This window comes from Ruegeria sp. CDSA246, assembly GCF_059611225.1.
In genome coordinates, this window is the sequence record NZ_JBXWPD010000014.1 from 117,467 (window position 1) to 137,545 (window position 20,079).

23 protein-coding genes are annotated in these 20,079 nt (G+C 53.6%); 7 read left to right on the forward strand and 16 right to left on the reverse strand.

The window, feature by feature from the left end:
- Window positions 1-352: 352 nt before the first annotated feature.
- Window positions 353-742, reverse strand: a complete 390-nt coding sequence (locus AC2FI9_RS17780) for a MerR family transcriptional regulator (protein WP_496769477.1) — start codon at window positions 740-742, stop codon at window positions 353-355.
- A 95-nt stretch (window positions 743-837) separates the two neighbouring features.
- Here AC2FI9_RS17780 and AC2FI9_RS17785 point away from each other — a divergent pair, with 95 nt between their 5' ends.
- Together AC2FI9_RS17785 and AC2FI9_RS17790 are read left to right on the forward strand one after the other, a co-directional pair.
- The gene (locus AC2FI9_RS17785) at window positions 838-1,161 is read left to right on the forward strand and encodes a hypothetical protein (RefSeq protein WP_496725669.1); all 324 of its coding nucleotides are present in this window, start codon (window positions 838-840) and stop codon (window positions 1,159-1,161) included.
- A 7-nt stretch (window positions 1,162-1,168) separates the two neighbouring features.
- Window positions 1,169-1,384, forward strand: coding sequence for a GDCCVxC domain-containing (seleno)protein (locus tag AC2FI9_RS17790; protein WP_496769479.1), 216 nt, complete (start codon window positions 1,169-1,171; stop codon window positions 1,382-1,384).
- 424 nt (window positions 1,385-1,808) lie between these two features.
- Here the strand turns inward: AC2FI9_RS17790 and AC2FI9_RS17795 are convergent, their stop codons facing one another.
- The 11 genes from AC2FI9_RS17795 to AC2FI9_RS17845 all read right to left on the reverse strand — a co-directional run bounded on the left by AC2FI9_RS17795 (window position 1,809) and on the right by AC2FI9_RS17845 (window position 11,685).
- Entirely contained in the window at window positions 1,809-2,432 is a 624-nt protein-coding gene (locus tag AC2FI9_RS17795; RefSeq protein WP_496769481.1) for a DUF2971 domain-containing protein, read from the reverse strand.
- Between the two features lie 1,039 nt (window positions 2,433-3,471).
- Complete coding sequence (locus AC2FI9_RS17800; RefSeq protein WP_496769485.1) at window positions 3,472-4,599, reverse strand: cytochrome-c peroxidase; 1,128 nt, start codon at window positions 4,597-4,599, stop codon at window positions 3,472-3,474.
- The gene (locus AC2FI9_RS17805) at window positions 4,596-4,901 is read right to left on the reverse strand and encodes a hypothetical protein (RefSeq protein ID WP_496769487.1); all 306 of its coding nucleotides are present in this window, start codon (window positions 4,899-4,901) and stop codon (window positions 4,596-4,598) included. The genes AC2FI9_RS17800 and AC2FI9_RS17805 overlap by 4 nt, the downstream gene beginning before the upstream one ends.
- A 68-nt stretch (window positions 4,902-4,969) precedes the next feature.
- Window positions 4,970-5,776, reverse strand: coding sequence for an amidohydrolase family protein (locus AC2FI9_RS17810; protein WP_496769489.1), 807 nt, complete (start codon window positions 5,774-5,776; stop codon window positions 4,970-4,972).
- Between the two features lie 21 nt (window positions 5,777-5,797).
- The gene (locus AC2FI9_RS17815; protein ID WP_496769491.1) at window positions 5,798-6,664 is read right to left on the reverse strand and encodes a dioxygenase family protein; all 867 of its coding nucleotides are present in this window, start codon (window positions 6,662-6,664) and stop codon (window positions 5,798-5,800) included.
- A 10-nt stretch (window positions 6,665-6,674) separates the two neighbouring features.
- Window positions 6,675-7,979 (reverse strand): TRAP transporter large permease, encoded by a 1,305-nt coding sequence (locus AC2FI9_RS17820; protein WP_282027871.1) that lies wholly within the window; start codon window positions 7,977-7,979, stop codon window positions 6,675-6,677.
- Window positions 7,976-8,527, reverse strand: a complete 552-nt coding sequence (locus AC2FI9_RS17825) for a TRAP transporter small permease subunit (protein ID WP_496769494.1) — start codon at window positions 8,525-8,527, stop codon at window positions 7,976-7,978. Before AC2FI9_RS17825 ends, AC2FI9_RS17820 begins: the two co-directional genes overlap by 4 nt.
- 30 nt (window positions 8,528-8,557) lie before the next feature.
- On the reverse strand, window positions 8,558-9,631 hold the full coding sequence (locus AC2FI9_RS17830; RefSeq protein ID WP_058273383.1) for a C4-dicarboxylate TRAP transporter substrate-binding protein: 1,074 nt from the start codon (window positions 9,629-9,631) through the stop codon (window positions 8,558-8,560).
- 33 nt (window positions 9,632-9,664) lie between these two features.
- Complete coding sequence (locus AC2FI9_RS17835) at window positions 9,665-10,120, reverse strand: OsmC family protein (RefSeq protein ID WP_282154307.1); 456 nt, start codon at window positions 10,118-10,120, stop codon at window positions 9,665-9,667.
- 18 nt (window positions 10,121-10,138) lie between these two features.
- Window positions 10,139-10,804, reverse strand: a complete 666-nt coding sequence (locus tag AC2FI9_RS17840) for a malonic semialdehyde reductase (protein ID WP_298934018.1) — start codon at window positions 10,802-10,804, stop codon at window positions 10,139-10,141.
- Complete coding sequence (locus tag AC2FI9_RS17845; protein ID WP_496769496.1) at window positions 10,801-11,685, reverse strand: fumarylacetoacetate hydrolase family protein; 885 nt, start codon at window positions 11,683-11,685, stop codon at window positions 10,801-10,803. Before AC2FI9_RS17845 ends, AC2FI9_RS17840 begins: the two co-directional genes overlap by 4 nt.
- An 84-nt stretch (window positions 11,686-11,769) precedes the next feature.
- On the opposite strand from AC2FI9_RS17845, the gene AC2FI9_RS17850 reads away from it, so the two are divergent.
- The 5 genes from AC2FI9_RS17850 (at window position 11,770) to yghX (ending at window position 16,661) form a co-directional block, all read left to right on the forward strand.
- Window positions 11,770-12,156 carry a YciI family protein gene (locus AC2FI9_RS17850; RefSeq protein WP_496769498.1) on the forward strand — a complete coding sequence of 129 codons (387 nt, stop codon included), beginning with the start codon at window positions 11,770-11,772 and terminating at the stop codon, window positions 12,154-12,156.
- A 51-nt stretch (window positions 12,157-12,207) separates the two neighbouring features.
- Window positions 12,208-12,864, forward strand: coding sequence for a GntR family transcriptional regulator (locus AC2FI9_RS17855; protein WP_496769500.1), 657 nt, complete (start codon window positions 12,208-12,210; stop codon window positions 12,862-12,864).
- A 1-nt stretch (window position 12,865) separates the two neighbouring features.
- Window positions 12,866-14,164 carry a malonyl-CoA decarboxylase gene (locus tag AC2FI9_RS17860; RefSeq protein WP_496769502.1) on the forward strand — a complete coding sequence of 433 codons (1,299 nt, stop codon included), beginning with the start codon at window positions 12,866-12,868 and terminating at the stop codon, window positions 14,162-14,164.
- Window positions 14,161-15,684 (forward strand): malonate--CoA ligase, encoded by a 1,524-nt coding sequence (locus AC2FI9_RS17865; RefSeq protein WP_496769504.1) that lies wholly within the window; start codon window positions 14,161-14,163, stop codon window positions 15,682-15,684. The genes AC2FI9_RS17860 and AC2FI9_RS17865 overlap by 4 nt, the downstream gene beginning before the upstream one ends.
- Before the next feature lie 89 nt (window positions 15,685-15,773).
- Window positions 15,774-16,661 carry a YghX family hydrolase gene (gene yghX, locus AC2FI9_RS17870; protein ID WP_496769506.1) on the forward strand — a complete coding sequence of 296 codons (888 nt, stop codon included), beginning with the start codon at window positions 15,774-15,776 and terminating at the stop codon, window positions 16,659-16,661.
- Window positions 16,662-17,063: 402 nt separating this feature from the next.
- On the opposite strand, the gene AC2FI9_RS17875 is transcribed toward yghX, so the two are convergent.
- The 4 genes from AC2FI9_RS17875 to AC2FI9_RS17890 form a co-directional block, all read right to left on the reverse strand.
- Window positions 17,064-17,420, reverse strand: a complete 357-nt coding sequence (locus AC2FI9_RS17875; RefSeq protein WP_496769508.1) for a YHYH protein — start codon at window positions 17,418-17,420, stop codon at window positions 17,064-17,066.
- Window positions 17,421-17,486: 66 nt separating this feature from the next.
- Window positions 17,487-17,699: a hypothetical protein gene (locus AC2FI9_RS17880; protein WP_496769512.1), complete on the reverse strand. Its 213-nt coding sequence runs from the start codon at window positions 17,697-17,699 to the stop codon at window positions 17,487-17,489.
- Window positions 17,700-17,776: 77 nt separating this feature from the next.
- Window positions 17,777-18,715 carry a 3,5-dioxohexanoate:acetyl-CoA acetone transferase gene (gene kce / locus AC2FI9_RS17885; RefSeq protein ID WP_496769514.1) on the reverse strand — a complete coding sequence of 313 codons (939 nt, stop codon included), beginning with the start codon at window positions 18,713-18,715 and terminating at the stop codon, window positions 17,777-17,779.
- Window positions 18,716-18,719: 4 nt separating this feature from the next.
- Window positions 18,720-19,748, reverse strand: a complete 1,029-nt coding sequence (locus AC2FI9_RS17890) for a branched-chain amino acid ABC transporter permease (RefSeq protein ID WP_496769516.1) — start codon at window positions 19,746-19,748, stop codon at window positions 18,720-18,722.
- Window positions 19,749-20,079: the final 331 nt, after the last annotated feature.

Genomic DNA, 20,079 nt, shown 5'->3' on the forward strand with positions numbered 1-20,079 from the left:
TTAGGTTTGGTTTCGAATGCCTGTGTCGTGAGTGCGAGAACGTTACACAGGAATGGATTGCATCCTTCATGCGCCGAGCTGTCCGGTTCATGCTGCCTGTCTTCGCTAGGAGCGACCAGCCTGTGGTCATCGTGTTGAGCCCCAACACTTGTGGCCACGTGATCAATACAATGCCCGCCAGCGCACTCACTAGCTAGCGCATGCGCGACGTTCCCAAGCCCCATTACAAGGATCAGAAAAACCGTAAGAAGTGTCGTGGTTATTGGCCGAAGGTGCTTCACGTGGCGAAGCTACCCCGGATTCTGACCGAACACAACGCGCGGGCCAAAGGGGCGCAATACCCAACTTCCGGCTACAGTGTACGCAATTGAGAAAGCATAGGGCATGAAACATTCCCGCTGTCGCAATTGGCTGTGAGTTCAGTCAACGCCACTTCCAAACGCTCAAGTTCCTTTATCTTTTCGCGCACATTGAAAACGTGGTGCTCAGCCAATTCCTTAACGGATTGGCAGTCTTCGCTATCGCCTTCGGATAATTCCAGGAGTGTCCTCGCATCGGCAAGCGGAAAGCCCAAGTCACGGCATTTCTTTAGAAACCGAAGCCGTCCAATGTCGTGCGTAGAGTACATCCGCCGGTTATTTGAAGCGCGTTCCGGTTTAGGCACGATCCCTTCGCGTTCGTAGTAGCGGATCGTTTCAATGCCGACACCGCTTTGACGGGATGCTTCCCCAATCGCAAACATGTGAGATGTTCCGTCTTGATCCTGTAGTCACTACAGAGGTTATACCAGTAATCGCCGCTTAGACAATTCCGCACAAAAAGGCGTCAGGAACAAAAATGCAGAAATACCTTAGCCTCAGTTACATAGGATCTCTGTCCGCGCTTGGCGTCGCGACCTGCTGCGTAATGCCCATGACAATGATGCTTCTAGGACTGGGCGGCAGCTGGTTAGCGATCTTTGGGAAGATAGCAGCAGCAAGCTTTTATGTTCTGGCGATTTCGACCACTCTTGTCGCGGTGTCTTGGCTGGTTTGTTATCAGCGCGGGTCATTGCCAAAGTTGAAGTGGTGGCTTTGGGGAACAACCGCGATGACCGGATTGGCTTGGGTTGTCGTGTTCTATGAGGCTCGAATCAACGATTTCCTGATTACGCAGATGTGAGACAATGATGGAACAAACTGAAGTGCTTGAAAGCACACTGACTTGCCCAAACTGTGGGCACAGTGAAACCGAAAAAATGCCTACGGATGCCTGCCAGTGGTTCTATGAATGCAGGTCATGCAGAACAGTCTTGAAGCCGTTGGAAGGCGACTGTTGCGTCTATTGCTCTTATGCCAACGTGCCCTGTCCACCAATTCAGTCGGGTAATGGCTGCTGCGGATAGTGTGAAGGATTCCGGTGTTGCTCACTTGGTGAACTTGCCACCGGAGGATTTCGACAATTTGCCCAACCGTTGCTCCGGTCTGTGATCTTGGGAAACAGCCCTCTGACTTCGTTTGGCGTGCTTCTCGCGACACTACGTCACGCGGCTTCGGCGGGTCCCACGGACACAACAGTGGTCATCGTTTCGGGCGCAGAAATTCAGTACCTCCCCGAATTATTAGAATTCGGCCGAAAGTTGAACTTTGCAAGGTCAGCTTACTGCGCATTGTCGCCATTCAAGCCCGGCGTACCACTGGTCACTTTGGGCTCTGAATAGTCGTTCTCTGTAGCAGGTTTAAGTGGGTGGCTTGGAACCCATTACCGCCTTTGGTCACCTTTTGATGTCTCGCCGGTGCAGCAAGTTACAAACCACACATAGCCCACACCTAAATGATTGCTTGCTTCGCCGGTGTAGTTATTGGAAAAAGTACATAGCCATAAGCATTGGCTCGCAAGTCCATCCTATAGTAGTCAATGCCTTCGCCAAGCGCATTCATAACTCTTGAATATGTTGGTGCCTCTACCCGTGGCCCGAAAATAACGCCTGTCAGCTTCATACCTGACACTTGGTAATATCCCGGCACCCCCAAAAATGATGCCATTCGGAATTCTTCCTCATAGACCCAGTCATAGCTTTTTGATGTGGCTGCAATTTTTATTTTTTCGTAGGCAAGGTTTTCTATCTTGGAGCGTTGTTCACTTTCTGTAAGTCCGCTCAAGCTCATCGCCACACGCGTTTGGACGAAAAAGTCAAATGACGAAAACTCAGGGGGCTCTTCTTTCCAGTACTGCACAGGAAAGAAGGGCGGCCCTTCAACACCAGCCGTTGGATTTGCAGTGAACTGCAAGCAAATTCCTTTGAAGGCGTCTGCATAGTGCCCCCACATCAGTGTATTCTGCCACCCTTTACTAAAGGATGCGACTACAGCTTGCTGTCTAACTGTCTCGTGAAACAGGGGGCTTTGGATATTACAGATATTGAAGTCCTGCTCTGAAATAGTCTCCGGCAAAAGCTCAAAATCCGGAAACTGTTTTGCCAGCAGATCGCGCTATTCACGGTGCCTAGACGTGAACTCATCGTAAGTACCTACCCGGTGACTAACGCATCCCTCAAATGGATCATTTTGAGTATCCAGGAAATTCAACCAAACCCTGTTATCCCGAAGTTGCTCAAGCTCTTCATCAAAGTGCTTGGAAGTTGTTCCGCGATACCTAAACAACTTTTCTGGAAACCAACCGTTCATCATTCTGTCCGATCTATACACGCTAGCGGCGATCCTTAACGATGCCTTGCCACAAAATTGATAAAAAATACTTGCGCTCGTACACAGGGCTGACAGTGGTGTCACAAAACGAGAAAAGCAACTTAGGAAACTCAATAAGCATCCAACTTTGCAACGACCGACATGTGCGCGTAGCTGCCATTTGAAGCGAACCATGCCGCAAAGGCAGCGAACGGCAGCTTTGTGGCCTTTACTTATTGCAGTTCGATAGAATGGCACAACTGCAAATGGCCGCAGGCTTTCTTCCTCACCGATTTCCATTTTTGAGCCGGCGGGATTTGGACAAGCCAAACGCCTTTCACCGACAGGGTGAGGGCGCGGCCGTCTTCCTCCCGCGTTCGCCCCGTTGCAGATTCCTAGTAACAGGCGGCTTCGCCGTCTGGTCTGCAAATCAGCCCTGATTTCCGAAAGGGAAGTCGGATCAAACCAAACTGTCTGCTAGAGTATGAAATGCGGGCGGCGTGTTAGTTGATGACGCAAAGGTCAAACTCTACTGATGTCCAACGTTGGGGGTGCCTTCCGATGTCGAACATTCATCCCGACTCTGATCCAACTGTGACGGTTGGGTCAGGTTCGTGTGACGTTCAACAGATGTGGAACGTCACTGATACTTGACTCAATCGAAATCCAAAACCTCAACAAATCGGCCGATCACGTCATCCATTTCTGACCCAGAGCGAGCAGAACCCCCTCATCGGCACTGCTAACGATAGTCTCCGAACCAGCTTGCCAAATAGCCCATTCACGAGCGTTAAACACAAACGCTTTAGTAAGGCGCCTTGGACAGCGTCATCAAAAACGCAATTAAGTCTGCAATCTCTTGCTCAGACAAATTCAATTGCGAGAGAATGGCTTCACCGTCGGCGTGCAGCCTTTCCGTATCAATCTTACTGTAATGCCGGATCACTGCGTTCAGATCACTTAGGCTGCCGTCATGCATGTACGGTGCGGTTTCAGCCGCTCCGCGCAGGCTGGGCGTGCGGAAGGTTCCAAAATCAGCGTGGCTTCGACGTACATTTCGAACCGCCCAAGCACCTTGCTTATCCGGATCGTCATTCCAGTCGCCGTCCAGAGTATAGGGGCTTGAGAGTAAAAAGTTCAGTCCACCGAACCGCCCTTCGTCGACCTCGGTTTCATTCAGAAAGTATGGTACGCCAGCGTCATGGAACTCGTTGTTGGAAAATCTCGGACCATTGTGGCACAACACACAGTTTCCACGCCCTATGAACAGCTGAAGACCTCGCTGTGCAGCTTCGGGGTAGCTCGCAGCCGCTGCTAAATCTTGGTTCTCCAATGCATCACGGAATTCATCAAACTGTGTCCAGTCCGTAGCTAAAGTTTCCAAGTAGGCGGATAGAGTTTTGGCAATGTTCACCAGCACAAGCTCTGAATCTTGAACCTGTATGTCGCCAAATATGGCTTCAAATTCATCAATGTAGGTACTTTCTGAGATAGCGGTTTTTAGGCCATCGGCACTGTGGGCCATCTCTTGTTCTTCGATGATCGGATGCAGGCTGGCTGTCCAAAGGCTATCGCTTTTGCCACCCCACCCATACCAGCGGAGTCCGGCCAGGTTCCGCAGTGATGGAGTGTTTCGATCTAACAGTACACGGCCGAGCGCCCGCGCCTCTGGCGTTGTAAATGCCTGTTCAGGATCATGACAACTTGCGCAAGAAAGTGCACCGTCGACGGACAACACCGGATCGTTGAATAAGGCCTCTCCAAGCGCGATCGCTCTGGCATTGTTCGAAACCCTGTTGCTTGGGTCAGACTGGAAGGATGGTGGCCACGGTCCAAAGGAAAGCGTTTGTTCAATTTCGCCTGCAGATAACAAGACCTCTGCACGCACTGCACCTGTCAAGGCAATAAGCGCAGCTGTAACCCACAGCTTCATTTCAGCGTAACTTCTGACGAGTAGAAAATTGATTGGCCATTGATGTCGACATCGACCTGCAGTTCCCACAAACCCGGCATGTGAAACAGCATATCATCAACGCGGAACGCTCCGCCGCCCAAGGCGGTAACTTTGGGGGTATAGTTCATATCGTGTCGATGAGCGGGCATGATTGCATTCACACGCATTTGGCCCACGGCAGTTTCACTACAAATAGAAACCAGTACGGAAAACGGTTGAGCCAACGGAATTTCATCGACGGACAGATACACCTCGGGCGCGTTTTGAGCGTCCGAATTCATGCGTTGCCCCGTCGCCTCACAAGCAGCGGCCGCGCTGGACCAAATCATGAACCAGACGGCGCAGCGGATCATTCTGATGCCAGCAAACGTTCTGCGTTCGCATAGGCGATGTTGTCCGCAATCTGGTCCGGCAGCAAATCCAACCATTCACGCGAAAGATCTGCGTGGGGGCCGACATAGTACCAACGTTCCGGCGCAAATGTATCCGTACCGACCATAAACCGATCGGGATGGGCTTCGAACGCAGCCTTCCAATTCGGGTCGATACGGCCTCGTGAGGCCATGTCCGAACGAAATGCCAAATCGGCCCAAAGCCTGGGATAGGTATCCAGCGCGTCAACAACACTCGCCGGGTCGTCAAAGCCAGAATGGGCCCACAGTACCCGAGCTTCAGGCCAGGTTTCGAAGATCAGGTCAACTGCCTCTCGATCGCCGTGGTGGTGTAGAATGAGGTTCCGCTCTTTCGCCAGTGCAATCATGCGCTGGATAACCGGCGTCTTAATGTCGTCTCCGTAAGCGTGAAACTCGCCGATGGCTTCGTATTCGTTTTTGGCCAGATTTGCTTCCAAATAGTCGATTACAGTTTCATCGTGCATCCAGGTGTTGATTTCACCGCGGCGACGGTAAGGGCGCAGTGCAGGAACAACGATATCTGGTGCTGCGGCCAACAATAGTTGAGTGCCATTGTCATCCGAGCTGGAGACCAGGGCTTTACGAACGCCCGCGTCCCGAAGGATTTTGGCCACCTGTTCGGGAGGAACCAGTTTGACGGCATCGTGGCTGTAATGAATATGCGCGTCAAAGATCGGGCGCTCTTCTGCGATGGCGGTACTGCAAAACAGCGCGGCACCTAAAATGAAGATATGTTTCAGCACCTCAAGCCTCCTCAATATCGTTCAGGATCTGGCAAGCTTCACATCGAATTTCACGTGCAAGAAAGGTTCAGTGATCTTACCAGAAAGCTCCATGCCATCCGGAAATTCCGAAACTGGCCTTTCGACATAGGTCATCACCAGATCATCCCGAACACCAAAAACCGTATCTTGATCCAAATAAGGATCGTCGTCGGGGAAAATCTCGGTCACCAGAGATCGGTACCCCGGAGCCTTGACGATATAGTGCAGGTGTGACGGTCGCCAGGGATGGCGGCCGCAGGCGCGAAGGATGTCCCCGACAGGCCCATCTGACGGTACCGTGTATTCAACTGGCTTGACGGTCGTGAATGCATACTTACCGTCTTCACCGGTAGTCATCAGGCCGTGAAAAGAATAGGTGTCCTGTTCTTCGTCCTGGCTTGCATACATTCCATTCGGTGCGGTTTGCCAGATATCCAGCTCTGCACCGGAAATCGGATTACCATCGGTATCCCGGATCACGCCTTCAGCAAGCAGCACAGGTCCACCGTAGTGGCGCTTCATATCCCCGCCGAATGGCAGAGGCGGCGCGCCAGAGACATGAAAAGGGCCAAGTACTGATGAACTTGTTGCTTCCGGACTGGAATGTAGCATGTCCACCAATGAGGACAGGCCCAACACGTCCGAGGCCAACACGAACTCATGCCTGTCCTCGGATTCCACGGCGGCGCATCCCTCCAGAAACGCAATCCCGGCGCGCCATTCGTCATGTGTCAGGTTGGTTTCCCGCGCGAAATCGTGGAGGTGTTTGACCAGAGACCCGATGATTTCTCGCATCCGCGGATCGGTGTCCTTGGATAGGTATCCCATGAACACGTCGGTGATATTGTCTTTGGTGACAGAGCGCATCTGGGCCTCCTTAAATCAGGGCAAGGCTGAGGATCGGGAACTCGATCAGAATAAACAGAACGATCAGCATCACGAACGCAAAGGGAAGCGCGCCCATGAACACGTCTTTGAGTGATATCCGGTCATCATTGATCGTCGATTTGATGACGAAGCAAGATATGCCCAAAGGCGGGGTCAATAGTCCGATTTCGGCTCCGACTACGGTGACGATCCCGAACCAGATCAACGACATGTCCAGCGCTTCGGCCATGGGCAGGAACAGCGGGACGACGATCAGAATGATGGACGCCGTATCGAGCAAAGTTCCCAGAAAAAGCATCAAGAGGACGTAGAGCAGCATGATCGACCAAAAGGACGCTGAATTCCCCGCAAGTAAGTCCTGCAACTGATTGGGCAGCCCGGCCAGTCCCAGCATGCGGCTGTAAATCGAAGCTGCTGTAATCAGGAACAAGATCGCCGCTGTAATATGACCGGTTTCCAGCAACGCGTCCCAGAACGCTCTTGGTGTCATAGACTTGCGTACGACTGCAATCACAAGCGCAACCAGTGCCCCGGCGGCACCCGCCTCGACAGCGGTTAGCCATCCTGTGTAAATGCCACCGAGCACTACCGTGATAATGAACAATGTGGGAAGGGTCTTGGATGCGATCTCGCGCCCGGACATCCATTCGGTGTCTTCGACGACCCGGCCGCCCACAAATGCAGGGGTGAAACGGCCCATAAACCAGATCGCACCCACATAAGCTATCGCCAGCATGATACCGGGTATTACTCCCGCCAGAAACATGTCCCCTACGGACTGTTCGGCGACAAAGGAATAGATGATTAGCATCGCCGAGGGCGGAATAATCATCCCCAAAACCGACGACCCGGCCACTACCCCAACCGCAAAACGTGGATTATATGCCTGCGCCATCATCTGCGGGACCGAGACCTTGGTGAACACGGATGCAGACGCAATGGACGACCCGGTAACGGCCGCAAACACGGCATTTGCTCCGACGGTCGCCATTCCGATACCGCCTTTGACCTTGCGAAACCGCATGGTCATGACTTCGTAAATGTCCCTGCCTAGTCCCGCTTTTGAGACGATTAGCCCCATAAAGGTAAACAGTGGGATAGTCGCGAAACTGTATTCCATCGCGCTGTCGCCTACCGCAACCTTCAGCAGGTTGAGCGCAAGCGTGAAGTTGTCTCGCATCAGCCAGATCGACACGAAGGAGACTACGCCCAAAGCAATCGGAATGTAGACGCCTGCGTAGATCAAAAAGACGATGGCAACGACCGAGATCAGGCCAATCTCAATCGGCGTCATTCTGCGGCCTCGTCATGTTCAGGGGTGCGAATAAGTTGCGGACGGTCCTGCGCCGTGACGACCTTGAGCAGGAAGATCACGCAGGCAAGCGCAGTACCGCACGCGATGACCAGTTTGACCGGCCACCATGGCAATGTGAAAAGACCGGGTACTCCGAAGTAGTCCTGTGTCTCCCACATATGAAGAAATTCTGGGAAGGTTACATACGCAATCAAGGCCATAAAGATTGCCGATATGGCGTTGATGATGCGCCTCAGGCTGGCTGTCAGACCCGGGCGGCGATGGTGCAGCAGATTCAGGAACCCGTCCGAGCGTGTTAACCGATCTACTCTGACCACGTCCGCCAACTGCAGAAAGACGATCATCACGACCGAAAACTGCACCATCTCATAAGTGCCACGCAATGGGGCTGAAAACAGGCCACGTGCAATAACGTCGACATTCAGAACAACCACCAACGCCAGGACGACGAGCGTACCCAAAGCGTTGGCGGCGATTGCTAGAAAATTGGCGACCCGCGACAGGCCAGCAACTGCGGTCTTCAGCATGAAAGGCCCCTTTCGTGGATCGCCGGACAGTTATTCGGCCGTCCAGTCACGCACTCCGGTGAAACCGGCGTCTTGAAGCTTGCCAAGGTAGGCGGCCAGCATTTCAGTTCCTTGTTCGCCGTTGTCATTCAGCGTCGCGGCCCATTCCTGCGCGACATTCGGCATGGCATTTGCCCATGCGGCGCGGTCTTCGTCCGAAACCTCAACGATCGTTCCACCGGCCTCAACGTAAGCATCCCGCGAAGCAGCAGCCCTGTCCATCGCGATACCGGCGACATGGTCACGGTAATCGATGGCAACCGCCGTCAACACCTCTTTGACTTCGTCCGGCAGGCTTGCCCAATAGTCTGCATTAACCGTGATGGTTTTTGAGTTCACAGCACCCAGATCGGCCTTGAGCATATACGGGGCAACTTCAGCGATCTTAAAAGTCTTCGCCGCTTCGGGCCACAGCATTCCACAATCAACCAGACCCGTCTGAAGCATGTTGTAGAAATCGGTCAGCCCACCGCGCACACCTGCCGCATCCTTGATGCCTTCGAGATACCGCAAGTTGAGGCCAGCACCTGCAATCTTGCGACCCTCTAGATCTGATACCGAGGCAACCGGTTCCGTGCAGAAAATCTGATACGTATCCAGAACAACACCCGTGGCCAGATACACCTGGTTCTGTGCGGCAAACTCGTTCTGCATCGCCGGGTATTCGCGTGCGATTTCATCTACGGCCTTGGCGACCGCACGGGAATCCGATGCCACAAAGGGTGTCGATCCCGAAATACCCTGGCTGGGCAGCTTCGAAGAATGGAAGATGGTTGTGACGATGCCTATGTCACCAAGGCCCAGCTGGATTCCCTCCAGAACGCCTTTCGGCTTTACGATTGAACCGCCATAGTTCTCCTGCCAGTTCATCTTGTAGTTGCCGGCGTCGGCCAGTCGCTTGTCCACCTCCGGAATGAAGAAGTTGGTGAACTCCTTCACCCATAATGCCCGGTCTGGGTAGCCATCGATGACAACGGCAGAAATAGTTTCCTCTGCTGCGGCGGGCAGCGCCATGACGCTTGCCAGAGCAGCTCCGATAAGGCTGCGTTTGGTCCAGATTTTCATTTCTCTCCTCCCAGAAAGTCGGGCCTTTTGTCTTTATTGGTTTGTTTTGACCCAGTTGACGGTCAGGTCCGTGCCTGCCGCTTCAAATAGTTTTGCGATGGCGCAATACTTGGCTGTCTCTTCGCCCACCCGTGTCAGCTCCTCCTGACTGGCCGGCGTGTCACACTTCACGGTGAGCTCGATTTCCGGAAACGGAACATCGATCTCCTCCTCCATCAGGACACCGCGCCGATCCAGCCTGCATTTCGCGTCGATTGTCACCGCGCCAAGATCAATTCCCAACCGGTGTGCATTCTTGTGCCCGATGACGTTCGTACAGGCGATCAAGGCTGCCATTGCGGTTTCGGTCGGAGACGGGCCAAGATTTGTTCCGCCGCGTTCGACGGGTTCGTCGACAACCACATCAAGGTCGCGAATTGGGATCTCGGTACGCGCATGTGTCGGGCATTGAGCTGTCGTTCGGTAAGTCACGACAGGTTTTACTTTCATGGCCACGGTGTTACCTCCTCATGCATACGAGCAAACCTTTTCGAATGGAAAACGTGGAAGCTTCTGGAACAAACCGGTTTCATCCGCGTAGCCAAGATTGCAAAGAAAATTGGACTTGAGAGTTGTGCCCGCGAAGAACTCCTCGTCGACGATCTTGTTCGAAAAACCTGACATGGCGCCGACATCCAACCCGACAGCCCGGGCCGCAATCATGAAGTACGCGCCCTGAAGCGTGCCGTTTCGGTAGGCCGTGTCCGCTACGTATTCGGGTTTGTTTTCAAACAAGGGCCGCCGATCTTCGTGCGGGAAAAGAAACGGCAGTTCCTTCCAGAAGTCCAAGTCGTAGGCAATGATCGCCGTGACCGGTGCATCCATCATCTTTGGCACGTTTTTAGGCTTTAGCGACTTGGCAAGCCGCTCTTTTCCCTCTGCGCTTTTCACGAAAATAAAGCGCGCGGGCAACGTGTTCATGCTGGTCGCACCATTGATCGTGATGTCGTAGATCTCTTCAAGTAGGTCGTCGGAAACAGGCTTGTCGGTCCACGCGTAGTGCGATCTGGATTCGCGCAGGATCAAGGCAATCGCGTCATCCGACAAACGTGGAATGCGATCGCGCAGATCGCGATGATCCTGCTGCGCCTTGGCGCGAAGTGCCTCCAGCTCTGCCCCGGTTGGGGCGCTCATGTTGCGGCCACCTTTGACTCGGTGTCCTTTTCGTCGATGATCGGGCTGGCGCAGATTCCGATGCCTTCAATTTCGACTTCGACGGTTTCACCCGGCTTCAGCCAACGGGGATTGGGCTTTTTGGCGTGACCGACACCCGGTGGTGTGCCCAACGCAATCAGGTCTCCGGGTTCCAGAGTGGTGTATTCCGAAATTGTCGCAATGACCTGACGAACACCCCAGATCATATTGGCCGTGTTCGAGCTTTGCAGGATTTCATCACCCACACGGCTCTCGATCTTCAGACCTGATGCCCCTTCGGGCAACTCATCCGGCGTCACGGTGAAAGGACCGATCGCGCCCGTGTCATCAAAGTTTTTGCCGGGCGTCCACTGAACGGTTTTGCGCTGATAGTCCCGCAGCGAGCCATCGTTGAATACAGTGTAGCCAAAGACATAATCCAGTGCGTCCTGCTCCGAGATATGGCGTCCGCGCTTTCCAACGATCAGCATAAGTTCGGCTTCGTAGTCGAGCTTCTCGGAACAGGCAGGCCGCACCATGGGTTGCCCCGCCGCCATGATCGAGTTCTTCCCGCGCATGAACAGCGTCGGATACTCCGGAATATCATACCCGCCTTCCTTGATGTGGTCCGTGTAGTTCAACCCCATGCAAATGATCGTTCCTGGAGCGGTAACGGGCAATGCCGGAGTGATGGAAGACACGGGCACACTGTCTGCCGAGTCAATTTTGCTGGCAAGTGAGTCGGCCAGTTCAGGCTTGGCTATCAAACCCATCAAATCCGAACCGACGGCAGGGTCCAAAGCCGTTAGATTCACTGCGTTTTCGCCATCTACAGCAAAAACCGCTGTGCCTTCCGAAGTCTCTCCCACCAGGTATTTCATTTTCACCATCCATGTCAGTTCGCTTGATTTTTGCCGACTATTTTGCAATATGTCAAATAATATCGATATTTTTGGAGGCGGCAAATGGTTGCTTGGGCAGACTACAAATCAGAAGCAAAAAGCCGCGGTGCGCTTGCTTTGGAGCTTTACGTCGCGCTGAGCACGCCAGCCAAAGCGCCCGAAAATGTAAAGGCGTCACTGCCAGATCACTTGGCGTATCAGGCGCAGTTGGAACGTTCGGGGCAACTGGCTTTTGCAGGCCCCATGTCGGATGAAACCGGCGAGCATATGCAAGGAATGGGCCTGATCATCTATCGCGCTGACAGTCTTGAAGCCGCGCGGAAGCTGGCGGAAGACGATCCTATGCACAAAAGCGGGGCGCGTAGCTTTGTACTTCGGCGCTGGTTGATCAACGAAGGCTCGCTGAACCTTTCAGTTGGTCTATCGACTGGAACGAGTGCCTTCAGTTAAGTGCACTCACGAGTATTTGCAGCGAAATAGGAACAGTCGGATATGGATGCCATGCTTGACACTGAGGGCAAAGAGACATCAGCCACTCATGGAGCGTATCGAAGGCTGCGCGAAATGATCCTGACAGGAGATTTACCTCCGGGTCAAAAACTCAAGATCGAACAGCTTCGCGGACTTTTGGACACTGGCGCCAGTCCGGTTCGTGAAGCGCTTAGCCTTTTGACTTCGGACATGTTGGTCGAGCGGATTGATCAGCGCGGATTTCGGGCAGCGCCAGTCAGCAAGTGTAACTTTGAGGAAATACTTCTGTTGCGCTGCAACCTTGAGGAAACCGCGTTGCGCGCTTCCATCACCAATGCGGATGCGGCCTGGGAAGATCGGCTTGTCTTGCGTCACCATCATATGAAAAAGGCCAGCCAGAACGGGGCACGAGACTTTGAGGACGCTCACAAGGCGTTTCATATGGCCTTGTTGGACAATTCGAAACTGCCGTTGCTGCTGCGGTATTGCTCGCAGCTTTACGACCTGAACATTCGCTACCGCTATCTGGCGGCCGGCGGGTCGAGCTACAAAAAGCGAGACATCGCCGCCGAACATCAGCAAATCCTGGACGCCGCATTAAATCACGACGCAGACAGCGCAACTCGGCACTTGATCGATCACTACCGCCGCACAGGTGAGTACCTTAGCAGCCAGATGGAGCCCTGAAATGCAGCGGAATTGGTTTCTGGGTGATCTACTAAACCAATTGCTGGACCGTCCCGACAAAAGGCGTGGCAAGGATGACAAACGGTCCATTGCCGAACTATGTGAGGCGCTTCTGTCCGCAGAGGGTGAAGTATCGGGTTTCACACTGGCGTCTACGATTCTTGAGCGCTACCACACTCTGGATGACCCCGAGAAGCTAGACTTTTTTGCCTATTTGAATGACCACCTAGAGCTAGACGCCGATCAGCTTTCTGAAGCAGCCCGCCTCTATGCCAGTGATCGAAGTGTCAATCTTTATGAAAGACTTAGTGAAGTTTCAGAACCACGGCGACAAGAGTTGTTGCGACGGCTGAACCAGCCGTCTGGTGCGACGCAGGAACTTGTGGCCATGCGCGTTGATCTACTGCGCTTTCTCAAATCCAAACCGGAACTCAAGCGAACGGATATCGATTTCGTCCATTTATTGCGCAGTTGGTTCAACCGGGGCTTTCTGGTTCTCAAACAAATCAGCTGGGACACCCCTGCCCGCGTTCTGGATAAGATCGTCGCCTATGAAGCGGTGCACCAGATCAACGATCTGGACGATTTGCGGCGAAGACTCTACCCGCCAGACCGTCGTTGTTTTGCGTTCTTCCATCCTTCGATGCCAGATGAGCCACTGATATTTGTCGAGGTCGCTCTGACCGTTGAAATCCCGGATGCAATAGATACGCTTCTATCCGAAGCACGAGAACCGATCGAAGCCGAGAAGGCAAAGGTCGCGGCGTTCTATTCAATTTCAAACTGCCAAATGGGTTTAGCGGGCATCAGCTTTGGGAATCTATTGATAAAGCAGGTTGTGACCGAGCTTTCGCGAGAGCTTCGCGGGCTTGATACCTTTGTGACATTGTCGCCGGTACCGGGGCTAAACCGGTGGCTGGCTGGTGAAACAGACCACCCAGAACACGGGCATGCCGCCGAGGCCGTGCTTGCAGAAACAGCAGCACCGCAGGACACGCGCGCGATGGCTGCCCGATACTTGATGTTCGCCAAGCGCGAAGATGGGATGCCACTGGACCCTGTGGCCCGCTTTCATCTGGGCAATGGCGCCGAGCTTCATGAAGTGCATGCCGAAGCCGATCCCTCGCCGAACGGACGCGCCCAGTCCGGAGGTGCGATGGTCAACTACCTTTACGATTTAAACAAAACAGAACGTTATCACGAAGAATTCGCGACACGTTCCACGATCCAAGCCTCGCGTTCAATTCGCGCGGTTTCAACTGCGACGCTTGCGGTAAAGCCTAGGGAAAATACAGCGTGACTAATACACTTTACGACAGTTTGTTTGCCCGCCACGAGGGCAACATGGCTCCATTCCTGCAACTCGATAGTGGCCAGGTAGTCTCTTATGACGCGTTTCTGCAGCGCACCGCCCAGATCGCGCATGTCTTGCAGAACAGCGGAGTTTCCCCCGGCGATCGCATCGTTGTGCAAGCGCCCAAGCTAGCCGACACGATTGCGCTCTATGCCGCTTCGGTTCAGGCAGGTGCTGTCTACCTGCCCCTTAACACTGCCTATACCATGGCAGAGTTGGACTATTTCATCTCTGACGCACAACCTGCGTTAATCGTTTGCGACAGCAACGACAAAGTTGAATTCGAACAATTGGCGACCCGGTCTGGTGCAAAACTGCTGACCTTGGGTGGCGAAAATCCAAGCCTGAGCCGCGAAGCGGACGCACAGCCTTGTGTATTCGAAACCGTGGATCGCGCGCCGGACGACCTCGCGGCGCTTCTTTACACATCAGGTACCACGGGCCGGTCCAAGGGCGCGATGCTCAGCCACCGAAACCTGCTTTCCAATGCCCAAGCCCTTGTGGATTTGTGGGGTATCACCGGCTCTGATCGCTTGATTCACGCGTTGCCCATCTTTCACACGCACGGGCTTTTCGTGGCGATGAACACATCACTACTCGCCGGTTCCAAAGTGCGGCTGATGGAAAAATTCGACACTGGTATGATCTTGGAGGAATTGCCCCACTCGACCCTTCTAATGGGAGTCCCCACTTTCTACACCAAATTGCTTGCGGATGACGGTTTCACCAAAGAAGTCACAGAGAGCATGCGTTTATTCATTTCTGGTTCGGCCCCATTGCTAGCCGAGACCCACCTAGCGTTCGAAACGCGCACCGGCCACCGCATCCTTGAGCGCTATGGAATGACCGAGACGAACATGAACACCTCGAACCCCTATGACGGTGAGCGTCGCGCAGGAACTGTCGGCTTGGCGCTTCCCGGCACCGAGGTGATCGTTACCAATCCTGAAACTGGAGAACCGCTGCCCCGGGGCGAGGTTGGATTGATCGAAGTACGAGGGCCCAATGTGTTCCAAGGCTATTGGCAAATGCCCGAGAAAACCGCCGAAGAGCTACGGGAAAACGGGTTCTTCATCACCGGTGATCTGGGTCAATGCAGCGAGGATGGTTATCTGTCGATTGTTGGTCGGTCAAAAGACCTGATCATAACTGGTGGTTACAACGTCTACCCCAAAGAAATTGAAGACGTCTTGAACGACATCGACGGCATCCTGGAATCGGCAGTTTTTGGCATTCCCGACAACGAATTTGGAGAAGCAATTATTGCTGCTTTGGTTGCAGAGCCCGGTGCACAGCTTCAGGTGGAACAGATCGAGTCGATCATCAGAAACAAGCTTTCGCGATTCAAACATCCTCGCCGCTACGAACTCGTCCAAGAGTTGCCACGAAACACAATGGGAAAGGTTCAAAAGAACGTACTGCGCGATCAGCGCACAGAAAAGGAAACCGCGTCGGCAGGGTCCTAGTAGACCTGCCTTAAGCCTCAAACAAACCATGACCTTTTGATCTGAAAATACCCTACGGCTTGAACCGCCACCTCATCAGGAGATTGACCATGACTCGCATGACGGCAAAAGACTTCGACCAGGAACTTTTGGACCTGTACGATTTTTACGCGCACGGCAAGATCACCAAGCGTCAGTTTCTGGATCGCGCAGGTAAGTTCGCGGTTGGCGGTTTATCTGCGGTCGCGTTGCTGAACATGCTCAGCCCGAACTATGCATTGGCCGAGCAGGTGTCATTCAACGATCCCGATATCCATGCAGACTACATCACCTATCCCTCGCCAAATGGGACCGGCGACGTACGGGGTTACCTTGTCCGACCTGCTGGTGTGGACGAGCCTCTGCCCGCGGTGCTGGTGATCCACGAAAACCGCGGCCTTAATCCTTACATCGAAGATGTGGCGCGCCGCTTGGCGAAAGCAGGCTTTATGGCTCTGGCTCCAGATGGTCTGACGTCGGTTGGCGGATACCCAGGCAACGATGCTGATGGGCGCGAGTTGCAAAAGACGGTCGATCGGGTCGCGCTGATGAATGATTTCTTCAATGGCTTTGAATACCTATTGAACCGAGAAGACTGCACCGGGAAGGTTGGCGCTGTGGGTTTCTGCTATGGCGGTGGTGTGGTCAGCGCAATTGCGGTGGCCTACCCGGAACTGGCGGCGGGCGTGCCGTTCTATGGCCGCCAGCCAGCGGCCGAAGATGTAGCCAAAATTCAGGCACCGCTGCTGATTCAGATGGGGGAGCTTGATGAGCGCATCAACGCAGGTTGGCCGGATTTTGAAGCCGCTCTGCAATCCAACGGCAAGGTTTATGAGGCCTACATCTACGAAAATGCCAACCACGGTTTTCATAACGACAGCACGCCTCGTTATGACGAGGAAATGGCAAACCTAGCCTGGGACCGCACCATTGATTGGTTCAACACTTATCTGAAGTAACTACAGCGCACGGCGAAGCGAGCATTGTGTTTTTGTCGCTTCGTCGCAACGCACAGTTTACCCGGGCCAAGTCATTTGAAGCCCCAGTATTCTATCTCTCATGATCAGAGAAGCTGAAAGGAACGCTTGGCTAAAGGCTTGGGTGCAAAAAGACATCATCGTTAACAGAAGCCTTCATTGGCGGGGTACAAGACCACTGGCTGTTTACTGAACAACACCGAAACACGAGCGTCCTGTGGGAGTTATGTGAAGCGTTCTCTGATTGAGTGGTCAGCTTGTCAGTATATAGCCAGCACAATCACCTAGCCCTGCCTGAATTCATCCTTTGACCATGCTTGCAAAGAACACCTGACATAAGCGCCTAGGCGGCAGTCGCAAATTAAATGAACCACTGTGACCGCTTTAAACAGATGGCAAACCCAATAAGATCAGAATTGCGAGCAATTCGGCCGTATTGCTAGTATCGCGGGGGAAACACCAGGTGTCTGGCTGGGCATGGGCATTGTGGAGATCTACGCCAAAATACTGATCGTAAGACGGCGGGTCGAGCAACCAGGGATCAGTATCCCGACACCCTGCCAGAACGTTGCCATTCTTGTCTGCACGTGGGCCGCTTGGGCGATAACACCCGGCCGAGAGCAAATCGACCGGCACGCCATTCAACAAAATGGCATCATAACTCCGTTGCGACAGCGCGGTTTGGTTGCGGGCCTTTTCCGGATTTCTGGGAATCCGAAATGTGCCTGACAATTCCCGCACATCGTTGGCGAAGTTGGCTGTAGGCCCATTGAAATCATGGTTAGGAATGCCATTGGTCTTGAGAGTTCAGTGCTGATCATCAGACGAGATTTCGATTTCGGAGTTAAAACGTTGCTGGCGGGTGACGTCTTCCACTGAAGCGGAATACACTCCCGCACAGTCGGCAGACCGGTTGCTGAGCAAAAGATCGGTGATGTCCTGAGCTGCGTTCTGCGCAGGAGCCTGAACGGCCGTAAATCCTGTCAGAAGCGCGCTGAAGGTCAAGATCTTCACTCGCATGGCTCAATCTCCTCAGTGTTTCGAAATTTTCAAACAAACAAATCGCTCGATATGAGTTGATGCCTGTCACCCTAGCCTCAGAATGCGACGCGGTCTCCTCCTTTCAAATCCAGAATTTCTCTCGCTTGGTCGGGAGTTGCGACCTGACTGCCCAAATCTTCTACAATACGTCGAATTTTGGCGACTTGCTGAGCGTTGCTTTCGGCCAGTTTTCCACGAGAGATGAACAGGCTGTCTTCAAGACCTACGCGAATGTTGCCGTCCATCTGGCTTGCCGTCGTGGCAAGGGACATCTGTGCTCCACCTGCGCCCAAGACCGACCACCGATAGTCGTCACCGAACAGCCTGTCGGCAGTGCGTTTCATGAAGATCAGATTGTCGACTTCGGGTCCAATGCCGCCGAGGATGCCAATGATGAACTGAATGAAAATAGGTGCCTTGAACAGTCCGATATCCATGCAGAATTTCAGGTTGTACAAATGCCCGACATCATAGCATTCGTGTTCGAACTTGATGTCATGAGGCGCAAGCGTTTCCGCCGCCTCGCGAATGTCCCGGAACGTATTGCGAAAGATGTTCTGATCGGAGTTCGCGACATAGTCTTTCTCCCAATCAAACTTCCAGTCGTCGTCGCCATACCGATTGGCCAATGGGTGAAACGAGAAGTTCATCGAACCCATATTCATCGAGCACATTTCGGGACTGAAGGTCTTAGCCGGATTGATCCGGTCCTGAATAGACAGAGTCAGCGATCCACCGGTCGATAGATTCACAACTGCGTCGGTAGCCTGTTTGATGCGCGGCAGGAAAGGCGCAAAATCATTCGGGTCAACCGATGGAGAACCGTCCTTTGGGTCGCGCGCATGCAGGTGCAGGATCGACGCTCCGGCCTCGGCGGCCTCGATCGCCTGCCGTGCGATGTCATCATAGGTGTAGGGAAGTGCATCCGACATCGTTGGTGTGTGGATCGCTCCTGTTACAGCACATGTAATGATGGTCTTTTTCTGACGGGCCATGAGTTCAGTTTTCCTTGGATTGTCCGATGTGCTTTACGCGATAGCCCAGCGGGAATAGTTGCAGATCATAACGGCTACGGATCACGCCCCAGATGCCTTTCGGCGCCTTGAGCATGACGACAATCGCAACCACTCCGAGAACGATGAGGTACGTTGTCCCAAGGTCGGCCAGCGTTTCGCGCAACGCAAAGAAGACGAGTGTGCCGATGATCGGTCCTTCGACGGTACCGATGCCGCCGATTACGACGATGAAGATGACGAAGGCGGTACAGTCGTTGACGCTGAACGCCGCATCCGGCGAAATGCGCAACTTTTGCAAGAAGATCAGCGCGCCGATCATCGCCGTGAACGCCGACGTGACGACGTAAACAATGAACTTCGTGCGCCAGATATCGATGCCGAGGCTACCGGCTGCCAGCTCGTTGTCGCGAATTGCCGTCAATGCCAAACCTTGGCGAGACCGCAAGAAGAGATACACCGCAGTCACCACCAGCACAGCAGCTCCGAGCGCCAGCCAATAACTGAGCGCTTCTCGCATCGCGCGCCCGGACGCCAGAGATTTGACGATGGCAACGGGCAGCGAAGATCCTGATCCCCCACCAAGCGCTGAGATTTGCGCGAAGCTCAGCCGAAAGACCTCTGCGATGACCCAGGTGCCAATGACAAAATATGCGCCCCGAAGCCTGAAGATCAGAACAGCCACCGGGATCGAGATCAAAGCCCCCAGCACGCCTGCGGCTGCAATAGCAACCAATGGGTTCAGCCCACCCAGCATCGTAAGTGCAAAGAGCATATAGCCGCCAAAGCCCACATAGGCTTGCTGACCAACAGAGACGAGACCGGCATAACCCGCCATGAGGTTCCAAAGAGTGGCGAGGGACAGGTAGAGAAACAGCTCGCCCATCAGGCGCATGTCAGCCCGGCCTGCCCACCAGGGCGCTGCAATCAAAACAAGCACAGCAATAGCGGTCAGGATCGCAGCAACTCGCGCTGCCTTTGATGATCGAGATACGGAATAATCTTGCAGATTCATCCAGAAACCCTCGGGAAGAGGCCGTTCGGACGAACGGCAAGAATGACAAGGAACGCGATATGTCCGGCAAGCACTTGCCAGCCCGGATCAATCTTGGCTCCGATGGTTTGCGCGACGCCAAGGATAACGCCGCCAATTAATGTACCCCAAAGGTTGCCAAGCCCACCGATGATAACGGCCTCAAAGCCAAAGATCAGGCGACCGCCACCAATCGAAGGATCAAAGCTTGTTCGAATACCAAGCAGAATACCGGCTGTCTGACGTCAGCACCAATGGGACAGTTTAAGTAGATTTGATAAGAGAGGGTTTCTGGCTCATCGTAACCGCCAAG